Annotated in this window: 15 protein-coding genes and 1 tRNA gene; 7 read left to right on the top strand and 9 right to left on the bottom strand. The window is 74.3% G+C overall.

Features of this window, described 5'->3' with window-relative positions; all coding sequences use genetic code 11:
* The first annotated feature begins 17 nt into the window (after positions 1 to 17).
* Positions 18 to 91 (top strand) — tRNA-Pro (locus ACGFT2_RS04575).
* 264 nt (positions 92 to 355) lie between these two features.
* Here the strand turns inward: ACGFT2_RS04575 and rfbB are convergent.
* The 8 genes from rfbB to ACGFT2_RS04535 all read right to left on the bottom strand — a co-directional run bounded on the left by rfbB (position 356) and on the right by ACGFT2_RS04535 (position 8,664).
* Positions 356 to 1,390, bottom strand: coding sequence for a dTDP-glucose 4,6-dehydratase (gene rfbB, locus ACGFT2_RS04570; protein ID WP_393273412.1), 1,035 nt, complete (start codon positions 1,388 to 1,390; stop codon positions 356 to 358).
* Between the two features lie 12 nt (positions 1,391 to 1,402).
* The gene (locus ACGFT2_RS04565; protein WP_393273410.1) at positions 1,403 to 2,815 is read right to left on the bottom strand and encodes an amino acid permease; all 1,413 of its coding nucleotides are present in this window, start codon (positions 2,813 to 2,815) and stop codon (positions 1,403 to 1,405) included.
* 306 nt (positions 2,816 to 3,121) lie between these two features.
* A complete protein-coding gene (locus ACGFT2_RS04560) occupies positions 3,122 to 3,817 on the bottom strand; it encodes a GntR family transcriptional regulator (RefSeq protein ID WP_393273409.1) in 696 nt (231 codons plus the stop codon).
* A 13-nt stretch (positions 3,818 to 3,830) separates the two neighbouring features.
* The gene (locus ACGFT2_RS04555; protein ID WP_393273407.1) at positions 3,831 to 4,832 is read right to left on the bottom strand and encodes a proline racemase family protein; all 1,002 of its coding nucleotides are present in this window, start codon (positions 4,830 to 4,832) and stop codon (positions 3,831 to 3,833) included.
* Positions 4,833 to 4,847: 15 nt separating this feature from the next.
* On the bottom strand, positions 4,848 to 5,744 hold the full coding sequence (locus ACGFT2_RS04550; protein WP_393273406.1) for a dihydrodipicolinate synthase family protein: 897 nt from the start codon (positions 5,742 to 5,744) through the stop codon (positions 4,848 to 4,850).
* Positions 5,745 to 5,814: 70 nt separating this feature from the next.
* On the bottom strand, positions 5,815 to 7,212 hold the full coding sequence (locus ACGFT2_RS04545) for an FAD-dependent oxidoreductase (protein ID WP_393273404.1): 1,398 nt from the start codon (positions 7,210 to 7,212) through the stop codon (positions 5,815 to 5,817).
* Complete coding sequence (locus tag ACGFT2_RS04540) at positions 7,205 to 7,507, bottom strand: (2Fe-2S)-binding protein (protein ID WP_393273402.1); 303 nt, start codon at positions 7,505 to 7,507, stop codon at positions 7,205 to 7,207. Before ACGFT2_RS04540 ends, ACGFT2_RS04545 begins: the two co-directional genes overlap by 8 nt.
* On the bottom strand, positions 7,504 to 8,664 hold the full coding sequence (locus ACGFT2_RS04535; RefSeq protein WP_393273401.1) for an NAD(P)/FAD-dependent oxidoreductase: 1,161 nt from the start codon (positions 8,662 to 8,664) through the stop codon (positions 7,504 to 7,506). Before ACGFT2_RS04535 ends, ACGFT2_RS04540 begins: the two co-directional genes overlap by 4 nt.
* Before the next feature lie 352 nt (positions 8,665 to 9,016).
* Between ACGFT2_RS04535 and ACGFT2_RS04530 the strand changes: the two genes are divergently transcribed.
* The 5 genes from ACGFT2_RS04530 to ACGFT2_RS04510 all read left to right on the top strand — a co-directional run bounded on the left by ACGFT2_RS04530 (position 9,017) and on the right by ACGFT2_RS04510 (position 13,445).
* Positions 9,017 to 9,139, top strand: a complete 123-nt coding sequence (locus tag ACGFT2_RS04530) for a hypothetical protein (protein ID WP_393273399.1) — start codon at positions 9,017 to 9,019, stop codon at positions 9,137 to 9,139.
* Positions 9,140 to 9,331: 192 nt separating this feature from the next.
* Positions 9,332 to 10,222 (top strand): glutathione S-transferase C-terminal domain-containing protein, encoded by an 891-nt coding sequence (locus ACGFT2_RS04525; protein WP_393273397.1) that lies wholly within the window; start codon positions 9,332 to 9,334, stop codon positions 10,220 to 10,222.
* A gap of 352 nt (positions 10,223 to 10,574) precedes the next feature.
* The gene (locus tag ACGFT2_RS04520; RefSeq protein ID WP_393273395.1) at positions 10,575 to 10,694 is read left to right on the top strand and encodes a putative leader peptide; all 120 of its coding nucleotides are present in this window, start codon (positions 10,575 to 10,577) and stop codon (positions 10,692 to 10,694) included.
* A gap of 125 nt (positions 10,695 to 10,819) precedes the next feature.
* On the top strand, positions 10,820 to 12,085 hold the full coding sequence (locus tag ACGFT2_RS04515; RefSeq protein ID WP_393273393.1) for an LLM class flavin-dependent oxidoreductase: 1,266 nt from the start codon (positions 10,820 to 10,822) through the stop codon (positions 12,083 to 12,085).
* Positions 12,086 to 12,104: 19 nt separating this feature from the next.
* Positions 12,105 to 13,445, top strand: coding sequence for an NtaA/DmoA family FMN-dependent monooxygenase (locus ACGFT2_RS04510; RefSeq protein ID WP_393273391.1), 1,341 nt, complete (start codon positions 12,105 to 12,107; stop codon positions 13,443 to 13,445).
* Positions 13,446 to 13,588: 143 nt separating this feature from the next.
* Here the strand turns inward: ACGFT2_RS04510 and ACGFT2_RS04505 are convergent, their stop codons facing one another.
* The gene (locus ACGFT2_RS04505) at positions 13,589 to 14,674 is read right to left on the bottom strand and encodes a M12 family metallopeptidase (protein WP_393273390.1); all 1,086 of its coding nucleotides are present in this window, start codon (positions 14,672 to 14,674) and stop codon (positions 13,589 to 13,591) included.
* A gap of 94 nt (positions 14,675 to 14,768) precedes the next feature.
* Here ACGFT2_RS04505 and ACGFT2_RS04500 point away from each other — a divergent pair, with 94 nt between their 5' ends.
* The gene (locus ACGFT2_RS04500; protein WP_393273388.1) at positions 14,769 to 16,520 is read left to right on the top strand and encodes a LuxR C-terminal-related transcriptional regulator; all 1,752 of its coding nucleotides are present in this window, start codon (positions 14,769 to 14,771) and stop codon (positions 16,518 to 16,520) included.
* The last annotated feature ends 70 nt before the right edge of the window (positions 16,521 to 16,590 follow it).

Here is a 16,590-nt window from a genome sequence, read left to right as displayed (position 1 = left end):
CCCGGGTGAGACCGCAGCGGGACGTGGCGCAGCTTGGTAGCGCACTTGACTGGGGGTCAAGGGGTCGCAGGTTCAAATCCTGTCGTCCCGACTCGAGAGAGTCGCAGTTGAGGGCCGGTTTCGGAGACATCCGAAACCGGCCCTGAGCATTTTACGGGGAACCGGTCGGGGCGGTTCTCCAGCTGACGCCCGCACCCGGCCGAGTCGACCAGCCGGCCGTTGCCCCACTCCGGTGGGGTGGTGAGCGCCGCACTCCGGTGGGGTGGTGAGCCGGCAGCCCCGCTCACGGACGGCCGGGCCCGGTTCGGCTTGGGACGCGCAGGCCACACTTGCCGCACCGGGACGTGCCGTGCGCCTACGGAGCGGGAGGGCCCGATGGAAGGAAGTCTTCACGGCGGGGTTCATCACCCGGTTCCGCCCTCTCCAGCAGCGGCTCCCACCAGCCGGGATGGTCCCGGTACCAGCGGACGGTGTCGGCGAGTCCGTCCGTGAAGGAGACCGCGGGCCGATAGCCCAGCTCCTCCTGGATCTTGGTGATGTCCAGGGCGTACCGCCGGTCGTGCCCCTTGCGGTCGGGGACGTGCACCACGTTCTGCCAGCCCGCCCCGCAGGCGTCCAGGAGCAGTCCCGTCAGCTCCTTGTTGGCCAGCTCGACGCCGCCGCCGATGTGGTAGACCTCGCCGGCACGTCCGTGGTGCAGCACCAGGTCGACGCCCACGCAGTGGTCGGACACGTGCAGCCAGTCGCGGACGTTGCCGCCGTCGCCGTAGAGCGGCACCGTGCGGCCGCGCAGCAGCCGGGTGACGAACAGCGGGATCATCTTCTCGGGGAAGTGGTAGCGGCCGTAGTTGTTCGAGCAGCGGGTGACGACGACGTCCATGCCGTGGCTGCGGTGCTGGGCCAGCGCGAGCAGGTCGGAGCCCGCCTTGCTCGCCGCGTAGGGGGAGTTGGGCGCCAGCGGGGTGTCCTCCCGCCACGCGCCCCGCTCGATCGAGCCGTACACCTCGTCCGTGGAGACGTGCACGAACCGGCCGATCCGGTGCCGGCGCGCCGCGTCCAGCAGCGTCTGCGTGCCGAGCACGTTGGAGACGACGAAGTCGCGGGCCCCCACGAGCGAGCGGTCCACGTGCGACTCGGCGGCGAAGTGGACCACGGCGTCGTGGCCCGTCATCAGGGAGTCGACCAGGCAGGCGTCGGTGATGTCGCCCCGCACGAAGGTCAGCCGCGGATCGCCGGAGACGGGGGAGAGGTTCGCCAGGTTGCCCGCGTAGGTGAGTTTGTCGAGGACGGTGACCCGGACGTCCGGCGGCGAGAGCAACGTGCCGGCCAGCGTGGCGCGGACGAACTGCGAGCCGATGAACCCGGCGCCACCGGTGACAAGAATTCTCATGGCCCGGGGAGCTTAGTCCAGCTCCGGATCCGCCTCGCGCCGCTGCCGCCGCGCCGCCATCACCGCGTACACGAGGATGCCGACGAAGAGGAACAGCACGCCCTGGTACACCGCCGCGTAACCGGCGCCCGCCATCAGCCAGACCGAGAAGCCGGCCGCCACCGCTGTGATCACCGAGTCCCGCACCAGTCGCGCCCGGTCGACCGGCCCGCGGCCCGCGACGAGGTGGAAGATCTGGGCGGCGGCGGCCAGCAGGTACGGCACGGTCGCGGTGAACGTGGTGACGAGCACCAGTACCTCGAAGACCTTCCCCGAGCCCGACAGGTAGTTGTACGCGGTGAGGAGGGAGGACAGCACCACGGTCACGCCGACGCCGACGGTCGGCACACCCCGGCGGCGGCGCGCGAAGGCCGCCGGGAACAGGCCGTCCTTCGCCGCGGCGTACGGGGTCTGGGCGCTCAGCAGCGTCCAGCCGTTGAGGCAGCCGGTCATCGACACCAGCGCGGCCAGCGCCACCGCCGTGCCGCCCCAGCTCCCGCCGAACATCGTGTTCACGGCGTCCGAGAACGGCGCCGTGGAGGTGACCAGGCGGTCGTGCGCGACCGTGCCGAAGACGGACAGCGTGCCCAGCAGGTAGACGAGCGCCGCGCCGGCGGTGCCGATGACGGTGGCGCGCCCCACGTTGCGGCGGGCGTCCCTGACCTCCCCGGCGCTCACCGCGGCCGACTCCACGCCGAGGTAGGAGAAGAGGAGCAGGGCCGCCGCGGCGGACACCGCGCCGGTCGCGCTCTGGCCGCTGGAGTTGAAGGGCCCGAGCCGGGACGGGTCGAAGAAGAACAGTCCGCCCACCGCGACGAGCAGCAGCGGCACGAACTTCAGCACCGTGGACACCAGTTGGACGGCACCCACGTAGCGGCTGCCGGCGAAGTTGGCCAGTGCGGGCAGCCACTGCAGCGCCAGGGCCGCCAGGCACGCCGTCCAGCGATGGCCGCCCACCGGGATCAGTACGTCGAGATAGCCGACGGCGGCGACGGCGAGCGCGGCGTTCGACACCCAGGTGGTGATCCAGTACGCCCAGGCCGCGAGGAAACCGGCGAAGTCGCCGAAGGCCTCACGGGCGTAGACGTACGGGCCGCCGGTACGGGGGTCGCGCGCGGCGAGTCGGCCGAAGACCAGGGCCAGGGCGATGGCGCCGACGGTCAGGACGCCGAAGGCGACCAGACTGACCGTGCCGTAGGGGGCGATGGAGGCGGGGAGCAGGAAGATGCCGCCGCCGATGATGTTGCCCATGACCAGAGCGGTGGCCACGGGCAGGCCGAACCGGCGGGCATGCCTGCCGGCGTCGCCGTGCGGGTCCTCGACGGGGGCCGCGCCGCTCTCCGCCGGGGCCGGAGCCGACTGAGGGACGGTTCCGGTGCTGTGCATGGGTGGTGCGCCTCTCATGGAACTCGCGTTCCCGGGATCGCCGGGACGGGCCCATGGTCGGGGATCCTTCGAGGCGGCTCAAAATCGCCGCTTCTTGTCCCGTCAGACCCGCCCGGTCGCGCAAAAAGCGTCGCGTGACGGCCTTCGCGCCGCGAGATGTTCTGCCTCCGGGGGTGTGGGGGTGCGGGGGCTGGGGGCGTGGGGATGGGGTGGGAGGCAGTGCAGGTGCAGGTGGTGCAGACAGTGCAAGGAGTGCAGGGAGTGAAGCCGGCGGAGCGCAGGCGGGCGGGGCTGACGTACGCGCGGTCAGTCCGCCGCGGCCCACAGGCCGCGGACGTGCCCGATATGCCGGGTCATGATCTCCCGTACGGCCGTCTCGTCCTGCTCCAGCAGGGCGTCGAGCAGCTCCAGGTGCTCCTGGGCCGAGGACAGCAGCCGGTCCGCCTCCACCAGCGCGGTGAGCCCGTAGAGACGGGAGCGCTTGCGCAGGTCGGCCACCACCTCGACCAGGTGGGCGTTGCCCGCGAGGGCCAGCAGACCGAGGTGGAAGCGGGTGTCGGCCTCGACGTAGGCGATGAGGTCCCCCGCCACCGCGGCGGTGACGATCTCGCGGGCGGCCGGCCGCAGCGCCTCCAGCGAGACACGGTCGGCCGTGCGGGCCAGGCCGGCCACGGTGGGGATCTCGACGAGCGCGCGGATGTGCGTGTACTCGTCCAGCTGCTGATCGGAGACGGCGGTGACCCGGAAGCCCTTGTTGGGCACCGTGTCGACCAGCCCCTCCTTGGCCAGATCCAGCATCGCCTCGCGTACCGGCGTCGCCGAGACCCCGAAGCGTGCCGCGAGCGACGGCGCCGAGTAGACCTCGCCGGGCCGCAGCTCGCCCGCGATCAGCGCGGCCCGCAGCGCGTCCGCCACCCGCTCGCGGAAACTGCTGCGGCGGCCGCCCAGCCGGGGGAGGGCGGGGACGGTGCTGTCCTGCGAGGTCTGTGCCATGTCACGCATCACCGGCTTGAGTCTAGAGGACGAACCCCTCGGGGAACGGATCGGTGGGGTCCAGCAGATACTGCGCGGTCCCGGTGACCCACGCCCGGCCGGTGAACTCGGGCACCACCGCCGGGACCCCGGCGACCTCCGTGGTCGCCAGCAGCCGCCCGGTGAACCGGGTGCCGATGAACGACTCGTTCACGAACTCGGTGTGCAGGGGGAGTTCGCCGCGCGCGTGCAACTGCGCCATGCGCGCGCTCGTGCCCGTACCGCACGGGGAGCGGTCGAACCAGCCCGGATGGATGACCATCGCGTGCCGGGAGCGCCGGGCGGTGGCACCGGGCGCGTACAGGTGGACGTGGTGACAGCCGCGGATCGACGGGTCCTCGGGATGCACCGGCTCCGACTCCGCGTCGATGGCGCGCATCAGGTCCAGGCCGGCCCTGAGGATGTCGTCCTTGCGGGAGCGCTCGAAGGGCAGGCCCAGGGCGTCGAGAGGGAGGATGGCGTAGAAATTGCCCCCGTAGGCGAGGTCATAGGTCACCGTACGGCCGCCGGGGAGGGTGACCGTGCGGTCCAGGGCGACGGCGAACGACGGGACGTTCCGCAGGGTCACGTGCCGCGCGGCGCCGTCCTCCACCGCCACCTCGGCGACCACCACGCCGGCCGGGGTGTCGAGCCGGATCGTCGTCATCGGCTCCACGACCTCCACCATGCCGGTCTCGACCAGCACGGTGGCGACCCCGATCGTGCCGTGCCCGCACATCGGCAGGTATCCGGAGACCTCGATGTAGATGACGCCCCAGTCGCAGTCGGGGCGGCTCGGCGGCTGCAGGATCGCGCCGCTCATCGCGGAGTGGCCGCGCGGTTCGTTCATCAGCAGCCGCTTGATGTGATCGTGGTGGGCACGGAAGTGCAACCGCCGCTCGTTCATCGTGGCGCCCGGTACCGGGCCGATCCCGCCGGTGACGACGCGGGTCGGCATGCCCTCGGTGTGCGAGTCGACGGCGTGCAGGACGAGCTTGCTGCGCATGTTCCGGCCTCCTGGTCAGACGAGCCCTGCGGCCACGGCCTTCTCGGTGTCCGCACGGACGGCCGCCGCCTGTTCGGGCGGCAGCGGTCCGCGCGGCGGGCGCACCGGGCCACCGTGCCGCCCGACGACGTCCATGGACAGCTTGATCGCCTGCACGAACTCCACCGCCGAGTCCCGGCGCAGCAGCGGGTGCAGTCGCCGGTAGAGGGGGAGCGCGGTGGTGAGGTCCTGGGCCACGGCCGCACGGTACAGCTCGGCCGAGGCCCGGGGCAGTGCGTTGGGGTAGCCGGCCACCCAGCCCTTGGCGCCGGCCACGGCCAGCTCCAGCAGCACGTCGTCCGCCCCGGCCAGCAGATCCAGCTCCGGGGCGAGTTCGGCGATCCGGTAGGCGCGGCGGACGTCCCCGGAGAACTCCTTGACGCCGTGGATGTGGCCCTCGCCGTGCAGCCGGGCGAGGACTTCGGGCACCAGGTCGACCTTGGTGTCGACCGGGTTGTTGTACGCCACCACCGGCAGGCCCGTCCGCGCGACCTCGGCGTAGTGGGCGAGGACGGACCGCTCGTCGGCGCGGTAGGCGTTGGGCGGCAGCAGCATCACCGACGCGCAGCCGGCCTCGCCCGCCTGCTCGGCCCAGCGGCGGGCCTCGGCGGAGCCGTACGCGGCGACGCCCGGCATCACCCGTTCGCCCCCGACCGCGGCCACGGCCGTCCGCACGACCCGGGCGCGCTCCTCGTGGGTGAGGACCTGGTACTCGCCGAGCGAGCCGTTGGGTACGACGCCGTCGCAGCCGTTGCCGACCAGCCAGGCGCAGTGCTCGGCATACCGGTCGAAGTCGACCGAGAGGTCCTCGCGGAGCGGGAGGGCGGTGGCGACGAGGATGCCGTGCCAGGGGCGGGGCCGCGCGAGCGTCATGATGAATCCCAATCGGTAGGGTGTGACATATTACTGCGACTTGGTGGTCGGGCAGGAGACGAGCGACCGGTCAGTCCGGTTCGGGCAGGGCGGCCAGTACCCCGAGCGGCACCGGCCGCGCGAAGGGCCGGCGCCCCTCGGTGAGCGGGCAGCCGGTCAGGCCCGCCACGGCGGGTGCGCACATCCGGCCCTGGCACCAGCCCATCCCGGCCCGGGTGAGCAGCTTCACGGTGCGCAGATCGCGGGCGCCGAGCGTGCCCGCGGCGCTACGGACCTCGCCGGCGGTGACCTCCTCGCAGCGGCACACCAGCGTGTCGTCGGTGACCTGTTCGGCCCAGCCGGCCGGCGGTGCGCAGACCGCGTCGAGTGCCGAGTAGAAGTGCCGCAGCCGGGTCCTGGCCCGGGCGGCGGCCACCCAGCGACGGGGGTCGGGGGCGGTGCCCCGCAGCCGGGCGGCGATCGAGCGGCCGGCGATGTGGCCCTCGGCCAGGGCGAGGGCCGCGCCGCCGATGCCGGTGGTCTCCCCGGCGGCCCACACGCCGGGCACATCCGTGCGCTGCTCGTCGTCGACCCGTACGCCGCTGCCGGACAGCGCGCAGCCGAGCGTCTCGGCGAGGTCGGTGTGCGGCAGCATGCCCTGGCCGACGGCGAGGGTGTCGCACCGGATCAGCCGTGAACCGCCGGGCCTGATCCGCCCGTTCCGGTCGAGCGCCGCCACGGTGACCGCCGTCAGCCGCTCGGTGCCGTGCGCCTCCACCACGGTGTGCCGGGGCAGTGCGCGCACACCGTGACGCAGCAGCCGGGCGGCGTATCCGGCGCCCTCGGCGAGCTTGTCCGGCCGCGCGGCCAGGGCCGGGATCCGGCGCGGCACCCCCGCGGGATCCGCGGACTCGACCAGCGCGGCCACGCGGGCCCCGGCCGCCGCGAGCCCGGTGGCCACGGGCAGTAGCAGCGGCCCGGTACCGGCGACGACGGCCGTCCGCCCGGGCAGCACCAGGCCGCCCTTGAGCATGGCCTGCGCGCCGCCCGCCGTGACGACGCCGGGCAGCGTCCAGCCCGGGAACGGCAGGACGCGCTCGTAGCCGCCGGTGGCGAGCAGCACGGCGTCCGCGTGGACGTCGATCCCCTCCTCCTGCGTGGGGCCGTGCAGGGCGTGCACGGTGACCGGACGGCTTCCGGACCGCCGCTCGACGCACCAGACGTGATGGTCGGTCAGGTGCCTGATCAGCCCCGTGGCGCAGTAGCGGTCGAGCCCGTCCCGCAGCCGCTTCCAGGCGCGCCACTGGTGGTGCAGGGCCTGTGGCCGGCGGGCCCCCAGGGCGGCGGCGGGCTGCCGGTAGAACTGCCCGCCCGCCTGGTCGGCCGCGTCGACGAGGGTCACGCCGATGCCCCGGGCGGCTGCCGCCAGGGCGCCGGCCAGTCCGGCCGGGCCCGCGCCGACGACGACGAGATGCGGTCGGTCAGTCATCGTCCCGGCCCGTCCCCCGCTGGGTGCGGATCACATCGCCCGCCTGCACCGGAACCAGGCAAGCCCGTTGGTTCGGGAGGCCGTTGACCGTCACCAGGCAGTCGAAGCACACGCCGGTCCCGCAGAAGACCCCACGGGGCCGGCCCGTGCCGCGGGTACTGCGCCAGGCCGTCACGCCCGCCGCCCACAGGACCGCCGCGACGGTGCGGCCCGGCCGTGCCTCCAGGGGCAGGCCGTCGAAGGTGACGGTAAGGGTCTCGCCGGGTCCGGCCCCGGCCAACTCCTCGGGATTCACGGTGTGTCGCCTCCCTCGTTGTCGAACCGCTCCGGCCGGAACGGTGTGAGGTCCAGATCCGGCGCCTTCCCGGCGAGCGTCCGCGCGATCAACCGCCCGGTGCCGGTGGCCAGTCCGATGCCGGCCCCCTCGTGGCCACAGGCGTGGAACAGCCCGGGCGCCCGGGGGTCGGGGCCGATCGCCGGGAGGTGGTCGGGCAGGTACGGCCGGAAGCCCGCGTAGGTCCGCAGGGCGCGCACCCGCTCCAGGAACGGGAACAGCCCGATCGCGCCGGCCGCCAGCGCCCGTACCGCCGCGAGCGACAACGAGCGGTCGTAGCCGACCCGTTCGCGGGTCGCGCCGATCAGGACCGGCCCGGCGGCCGTGCCCTCCACGACCGGCGAGGTGCGCAGGGCCGCCGAGTCGCTCGCCACGTCGGCCACGTAGTCCGCCGCGTACACCTTGTGCCGGACCAGCCGGGGCAGCGGCTCGGTGACCAGCACGAACCCGCGCCTGGGGTGTACCGGCAGCCGGACACCCGCGAGGGCCGCCAGGTCACCGCCCCAGGTGCCGGCCGCGTTCACCACCGCCGGCGCGTGGAGGTCGCCCCGGTCGGTGCGGACACCGCGCACGGCGCCGTCCGCCGCGCGCAGCACGCCCGTCACCGTTCGGCCGGTGTGCAACGGGGCGCCGGAGGCGCGCAGCAGGTGAGCCGCGGCGAGCGCGGGCATGACCTGGGCGTCCTGGGGATAGTGCACCCCGCCGGCCATGCCGGGTGCCAGGTGGGGTTCGAGTCCGGGCAGATCGTCGGCCCGCACCGGCTCGGCGGTGACGCCGGCGGCCCGTTGACCCGCGGCGAACTCCGCCAGCGCGGCGAGCGAGCGGGGCGTCGAGGCCACCACGAGGCCGCCCTTGGGCTCGTACTCGATCACCGGGCCGAGTTCCGCCGCGAGGTCCGCCCACAACCGGGCCGACAGTGCGGCCAGTTCGAGCTCGGGGCCCGGTTCCTTGTCGGAGACGAGGAGGTTGCCCTCGCCCGCGCCGGTGGTGCCGCCGGCCACCGGGCCCCGGTCCACCACCCTCACGTCGAGACCGGTCCGTGCGGCGTACAGCGCGCAGGCTGCGCCCACCATTCCGGCTCCGACGACCACGACATCGCAGGTCAGTCGCTTCGCCACGGCAGTACTATGTCACATGTCGCTGCTCCTGGGGAGGCCTCGTGCTCCTCGTGCTCCTTCCGGTGTTCACCTCGTCACGGGTCGGACGGTGGTCATGTGCCGCGCTCGGCCGGTGGTCGTCCGTCCGCGCTGGGCCGGCGGTCGTCCGTCCGTGCTCGGCCGGTGGCGAAGTGCCGGGCGGCGGCCTGCCGGGCGGCGGAGCGCCGCGCCCGAATCCCCGGCGGGCCGGTCGCGGCCCGTCGGCGCCGGCCTGCGACCGCACCCCGAGTCCCAGGCGTGGACGCCCCCTTGACGCCGTGCGGAGCCCGGTCGACACTCCAGGGAGGGAATCCTAGTGAACGGGTAGGGAAACATGACGCGCCACGAGACGGTCGCCGGCCGAGCGGGCCGGACGCCGTTGTGCGCCCCTCTGCTCACCTCCCGGCTGCACATCGACCTGCTGCGCGTCTGCAGCGCGCTCGGCGGCCGGTACTGATTCCGGGCCCTCGCCCGCATCGCCCGACGGACCCGGCCGGCGCGCCCGTCCTTCCGCCCGTCCACGACCGGGTGTTCCACACCCCGATCGCCCGGGTCCGCGCCCTGATCACCAACGGGTCCGCGCGCCGATCGCCGGGGGAGCCGCGCCCCGGCCACCCAGGGATCGCACGCCCACCACCAGGGGAGACGCATGTCCATCAGCCCGCTCGCCGCCGACTCGAACGTCCACCGCACGGCTCCCCTCTTCCGGGGACGGCTCGGGCGGGACGCGCGCAGCGGCCACCACGCCGTGCCGCACCGCTACCGGCTCCATCTGTCGACCGCCTGCCCCGACGGGCTGCGGCTCGCGGTCGGGCACGGCCTCCTCGGCCTGGCCGGCAGCTGTCCGGTCACCTTCCTGCCCGCCGTCCCCGACCGTCCCGGCGGTGGCCACGCGGCGCTGCGACCGCTGTACGAGGCGAGCGCCCACCACTACACCGGCCCGGCCCTCGCCCCGGTCCTCAGTGACGACTGGTCCGGGCGCATCGTCAGCACCCATGCCCCCGACATCCTGCGCGACCTCGACCGCTTCCCGCGTGACGGCCGCCGGCCCTCTCTGTACCCGTCGGGAACGCACTCCGTGATCGAAGCGGTGGAACGGATGTGCGCCGAAGGCATCGAGGACGCCGCCCAGCGCGCCGGACGGGCCGACGCCGGCCCCGCCGAGCGGGCCGCCGCCCTCGACGTGCTGCTCGACACCCTGGGCCGGCTGGAACGGCGGCTGAGCGGTGAGGAGTACCTGGTCGGCGACCGCCTCACCGCCGCGGACGTCGAACTGTGGGTGACCCTGGTGCAGCTGGACACCGTCCACCGCTGCCACCTCGACGCCTCCGCCGTACACCGGATCGCCGGCCGGGGCGCGCTGTGGGCCTACGCCCGCCGCCTGGCCGGCCGTCCCGCCTTCGGCCGCCACCTGGACCTCGACGGCATCGCCCGCCGCCACCACGGCCGTTGCCGGGGCCTGGAGGCCGCCGGAGCGGCCGTCCAGATCCTGGACTGGGCCGGCCACGCCGCGGCAGCCCCCGACACCTTCCCCAGGTGACGGGCCGTGAGGTGAAGTGCGGCAGCTCCGTGCCGCCCGCCCGCGTCCACGGGAGGGGCACGACCGTGATCGGCGCCGAGGCCCCGCCCGCCGGCCGCCGCTCCAGCGAGTGGCCTGGGGCAGGAAGACCCTTCTGAAGGCCCTCCTCCTGAAGACTCTCCTCCTGAAGAAGACCCGGATCCGCCCGGCCTGCCGCCGGACATGCCCTGACCACCCGTCACCGCACGGGCGGGGCGGCCGGATCCGTACGCCGGGAACACCGCGGGGCGGGCACACGTTGTACGTCATGACGAGACGCACCGGGCGGCCGCAGGCCGGCCCCGCCTGCGCACGACGGAGGGAGGTGACGGACATGACGGATGTGACCCGCGGACTGCCCCCGCGCGTCCCGCACCCGTACCGCTCCGTCCGCCTGCACTCCCGGCCGCACATAGACCTCCAGCGCGTGTCCGCCGCGCTCTGTCGTCACTGACCTCCTTTCCGGCCCCGCTCCGGTCCCCGGCCCGGGTCTCCTCCCGGCGCGCCCCGCACCGCCCCGCGCCGACGCCCCGCACCGTGAGCCGGTGTTCTCGTACGGACATCAAGGAAGGCACCGACGTGTCCTCGACTCCCGCTTCCCCGCTCCATCTCGCCGTCGCCCTGGACGGCACCGGCTGGCACCCCGCCTCCTGGCGGGAACCGGTCGCCCGCCCCCAGGATCTGTTCACCGCCCGCTACTGGGCCGATCTGGTCGCCGAGGCCGAACACGGCCTGCTGGACTTCGTCACCGTCGAGGACGGCCTCGGCCCCCAGTCCTCACACGCCCTGGAGCCCGACGAGCGCACCGACCAGGTCCGCGGGCGGCTCGACGCCGTCCTCATCGCCTCCCGAGTCGCACCGCTCACCCGGCACATAGGTCTCGTCCCGACCGTGGTGGCCACACACACCGAGCCGTTCCACATCTCCAAGGCGATCGCCACCCTCGACTACGTCAGCACCGGACGCGCGGGCCTGCGCGTGCAGGTCACCGCCCGGGCGGACGAGGCCGCGCACTTCGGCCGCCGCACCGTCGAGCGGATCGACGCCCTCGACGGCCCGGCCGCACGACGCGTGGCCACCGAGCTGTTCGAGGAGGCCGGCGACCACGTGGAGGTCGTGCGCCGGCTCTGGGACAGCTGGGAGGACGACGCCGAGATCCGGGACGCGGCCACCGGCCGCTTCGTCGACCGGGACAAGCTGCACCACATCGACTTCGAGGGCCGCTTCTTCCACGTCAAGGGGCCCTCCATCACGCCGCGGCCCCCACAGGGGCAGCCGCCGGTCAGCGCCCTCGCCCACCAGAGCGTCGCGTACCGGCTCGTGGCCCGCCAGGCCGACATCGGCTACGTCACCCCGCACGACGCGCGGCAGGCCCGCGCGATCGTCGCCGAGATCCGGTCCGAGCAGGAGGCCGCGGGCCGCGCCGACGAGACGCTGCACGTCTTCGGCGACCTCGTCGTCCTCCTCGACGACGCCCCGGGCGAGGCGAACGCCCGGCGGGAACGCCTCGACACGCTCGCGGGCGAGCCGTACACGAGCGACGCCCCGGTCTTCGCGGGAACGGCGGCCCAACTGGCGGATCTGCTGGAGGAGCTGGCGGGGGAGGGGCTGACCGGCTTCCGGCTGCGGCCCGCCGTCGCCGGCCACGATCTGCCCCGCGTCAGCCGGGAGCTGGTGCCCGAGCTGCAGCGCCGCCACCGTTTCCGGGACGCCTACGAGGCCGGCACCCTGCGCGGCCTCCTCGGGCTCGCCCGCCCCGCCGGCCGCTACTCCTCCGGGCACCCGGTATCACCCGAGCCCGCCGCCACCCCCGTCCCCGCGCCCGCCCCCACCGCCGTCGCCTGAGCCGGAGGAAGGCATCACCATGAGCAAGCCGCTGAAGCGGATACACCTGGCCGCGCACTTCCCCGGCGTCAACAACACCACCGTGTGGAGTGACCCGGCCGCCGGCAGCCACATCGAGTTCAGCTCCTTCGCGCACTTCGCCCGCACCGCCGAACGCGCCAAGTTCGACTTCCTGTTCCTCGCCGAGGGGCTCCGGCTCCGGGAGCAGGGCGGGAAGATCTACGACCTGGACGTCGTCGGCCGCCCCGACACCTTCACCGTGCTGGCCGCGCTGGCCGCCGTCACCGACCGGCTCGGCCTGACCGGCACCATCAACTCCACGTTCAACGAGCCGTACGAGGTGGCCCGCCAGTTCGCCAGTCTCGACCACCTCTCCGCGGGCCGCTCCGCCTGGAACGTGGTCACCTCCTGGGACGCCTTCACCGGGGAGAACTTCCGCCGCGGCGGCTTCCTGCCGCAGGAGGAGCGGTACTCCCGCGCCAGGGAGTTCCTCGCCACGGCGAACGAGCTGTTCGACTCCTGGCGCGGCGACGAGATCCTCGCCGACCGGGCCACCGGCACCTTCCTGCGGGACGCCGAGGCCGGCGCGTTCGAGCACCGGGGACAGCACTTCGACATCCACGGCCGCTTCAACGTCCCGCGCTCACCGCAGGGCCGCCCGGTGATCTTCCAGGCCGGTGACTCCGACGAGGGACGCGAGTTCGCCGCCGAGAGCGCGGACGCGATCTTCAGCCGGTACGCCACGCTGGAAGAGGGCCAGGCCTTCTACACGGACGTCAAGTCCCGCCTCGCCAGGTACGGCCGCCGCTCCGACCAGCTGCTCATCCTGCCCGCCGCGACGTTCGTCCTGGGCGAAACCGACCAGGAGGCCGCCGAACTGGCGCGCGAGGTGCGCCGTCGGCAGGTCAGCGGCGCCACCGCCGTCAAACACCTGGAGTTCGTCTGGAACCGCGACCTGTCGGCGTACGACCCGGAGGGTCCACTGCCGGACGTCGACCCGGTGGTGAGCGAGGAGCACATCTCCCGGGGCCGCGCCCAGGTGCGGATGTACCGCGACCCGATCGCCGTCGCCCGCGAGTGGCGGCAACTCGCCGAGGCCAACAAGTGGTCCATCCGCGACCTGGTCATCAACACCGGCAACCGGCAGACCTTCATCGGCTCCCCGGACACCGTCGCGTGGACCATCGACGACTTCGTGCAGGCGGACGCCTCGGACGGCTTCATCCTCGTCCCGCACATCACCCCCGGCGGCCTCGATCCGTTCGCCGACAAGGTGGTGCCGCTGCTACAGGAACGGGGCGTCTTCCGCACCGACTACGAGGGCACGACCCTGCGCGACCACCTGGGTCTGGCCCACTAGGGCGCCCGCCGCGTCCCGGCGGATGCGCCGGCCGCGGGCCCTGACCCCGGAACCGGCGTGGCCGCGGACGTCACCTCCCCCGTGGGTGACGTCCGCGACCGGTCCCCCGGCGCCGGTCCCTGGTCCTCCCCGCCCGCGTGCCGTCACCAGCACATGAGCGCCGTCTCCCCCGAACCCCATGTGGAGCAGCGGCGTACGCGGACGAAGTAGCGGCGGCCCCTGACGAGCCGTACCCCGACAACGGCGTTGCCCGGGCCGCCGCCGTCGTCGCGGCCCGCGAGGAAGCGCGGTTCCCCGTCGCGCTCCTCGAAGACCACGAGCACGGTGTCGGCGTCGCCGAAGGTGCCCACGCGGTAGTCGCGGGTCTCCGGCGGTTCGACGGTGAAGTCGGCCTGCTCCGCCGGGCCCAGTCCCAGCGTCACCGACCGCAACGGCACCAGCTCGGCCGGCCGCACGGAACCGGCCGGCGGGTACCAGCGGAGCATGAACTCCTTGTCGGCCGGGGACGGTGCCCCGGACGGACGCAGCCCCCCGCGGTACCGCTCCGGCTCCAGCACCAGCCCCGGCCCGACCGGCAGCACCATGACCGACTGCGGATCCCACACCGAGCAGCTGGCCTCGCCCGCGTCCAGCGTGCGCAGCACGTTGGTGTACGCCGTCTCCCGGCTCCAGAAGTTCGGCGGGCCCGCCAGTTCGGCGTAGACGGCCTCGTCGTCCCAGTGGATCCCGGCGAACGGGCTCTGGTGCTCGTGCACCATGCCGAGTGCGTGCCCGATCTGGTGCAGGACGGTCCCGCGCTCCCCGGGCGCGGTCACGTCCCAGCCGAGGTTCATGGTCCGCTCGCCCCGGCCGGCCGACAGCGCCTCCCGGCCCACCGTGGACCAGGAACCGCCGCCGGCCTGGAAGCCGATCCGCAGCTCGGCCTCACCGCGGTCACCGACCTCCGCGAACACGACACCGATGCCGAGGCTCTGCCACTCGCGGAAGCACTCGCGCACCACCTCCCGCTGTTCCTCGCCCCCGTTCCACGGCACCCGGCGCAGTTCGGCGGTCCCGGGAACCGGGATCACCGAGGCGTCGGAGCCGGCGCCGAGGAAGCAGTAGTGCAGGACGGTGCCGTTGACCCACATGCGCCGCCCCGCGAGCAGGGCACCCAGCCGCTCGGCCGTCAGCCCCGCCGGGAAGGACGGGGCCGGCTGCCGCGGTAGCGAGCAGAGGCGTCGGGTCATGCGGCCAGCGTGCCCGCCCCCCGGTGCGGGCGCCTGAGTCGGGGGCTACTCAAGTCCGCCTGTATCAAACCTGAGTACCCGCGCTCCGGAAGGAGTGAGGACTTTCCGGCAGGACGTGAAGACGCTTCCGACGACCTGGCCGTTCACCGGCCGGGAGGACGAACTGGACCTGGTGACCGGATCGTCGGCCACCGGACGGCACGGCCTCGTCGTGACCGGCCCAGCCGGCCGGGGCAAGACCCGGCTGATCACGCACGCGCTCCAGGGCACGGAGCACACCCGCGTGACCGGCACTCCCGAGGCCCGGGGGCTGCCCTTCGCGGCGTTCGCCCATCTGCTCCCCGACACCGTCTCGCTGCACCGCGCGGTCCGGCTCCTGTCCGGCGTACGGCTGCTCGTCGTGGACGACGCCCATCTGCTGGACGAGGCCTCGGCCGCCCTGGTCCACCAGCTCGCCGCGCACGGGCGCACCCGCCTGCTCGTGGCAGCGGCGGACGAGGGGCCCGCGCCCGGGGCGGTGTCCCGGCTGTGGACCGGTGAGCTGCTGCCCCGGCTGGCCCTGGCCCCGCTGCCCCGCGAGGACACCGCCCGGCTGCTCGCGGCGGCGGGCCTGGAGCCCCTGACGGCCGCCCGGCTGCACCACGTGTGCCGGGGCGACCTGCGGCTGCTGCGCGACCTGGTGACCGCGCTCGACGCGTCCGGGCGGCTGGCCCCCGTGCCGGGCACCGGCGAGCGTGCCTGGCGCGGCCCGCTGCCGGTCACCCCGGCCGTCCGCGAGCGCTTCGCGCCGGCCGTGGAGCGCTGCGGCCCCGGCGCACGCGACACCCTCGAACGCCTCGCCTTCGCCGAGCCCCTGCCGGCGTACCCGGAGGACTTCGACCTCGACGTCCTCGAACGGCTGGAGACGGACGGTCTGGTCCAGGTCGACGACCGGGGCGCCGTCACCCTCGCCGATCCACTGCTCGGCCCGGTGCTGCGCGCCACGACCGGCCGCCTGCGCGGCCGCCGGCTGGCCGCCGGTGCCGACGCGTGCGGCGCCGCGCTCGACGCCGAACAGCGCATGCTGGCCGAACGGATCGAGCGGCTGGACGTCCGTCCGGTGCCCACGCCGGTGGGGGAGTGGCTGGTGGCGGAGGGCGCGCCGCTGCCGCCCGGCTACGCCGCCGTACGGGCCCGGTACGCGCGTCTGCGCGGCGAGGTGCGGGACGCGGCGGCCTGGGCCCGGGAAGGGCTGCGCCGGACGCCGGACGACCCCGGCTGCCGGGGCGAACTGGAGCGTGCCCAGGACCGTTCGGCGGAGACGGGCGGGGGGCGGCCGCGGGCCGCGGTGGCGGCCGGTGACGACGTCCACGCCCTCTACGAAGCCGTACGCCTGGGTACCCCGCAAACCGCTGCCGGGCGGCTGCCGGCCGGCAGCGTCCTCGCCCGGCACGCCGAAGCGCTCGCCCACGGCGACGGGCCCGCCCTCGACCGGGTGGCCGAGGCCCTGCAGGAGCGCGGCCTGCTGCTGTTCGCGGCGGAGGCCCACGCACAGGCCGTACGGGCACACCGCGATCCGCGTGCCGCACGGCTCTCCCGCACCCGCGCGCTCGCGCTGGCCGGACGCTGCCAGGGTGCTCGCACGCCGGCCCTGGCCGGACTCACTCTGGGCGAACTGACCGCACGGCAACGGCAGATCGTCACGCTCGCGGCGGCCGGGCTCAGCAACCGGGAGATCGCGGAGCAGCTGACTCTGTCGGTGCGTACGGTGGGGAACCATCTGTACAGCGCCTACACGAGACTCGGGACGGGGGACCGGGAGGCGCTGCCGTGGCTGGTGGAGCGGCGGGTCGCGAGTTCGGCGTAGGCGTAGGGGCAGGGCAGCGCAGGGCAGGACACGGGGACGGCGGAGGGGAGGGAGGGGGAGCCGGGCACAC

Origin of the sequence: Streptomyces sp. NPDC048514 (genome assembly GCF_043199955.1) — a bacterium.
Taxonomy (GTDB): domain Bacteria; phylum Actinomycetota; class Actinomycetes; order Streptomycetales; family Streptomycetaceae; genus Streptomyces.
The sequence above is the reverse complement of the archived record's forward strand: the minus strand, read 5'-3'. Positions and strand labels throughout refer to the sequence as shown.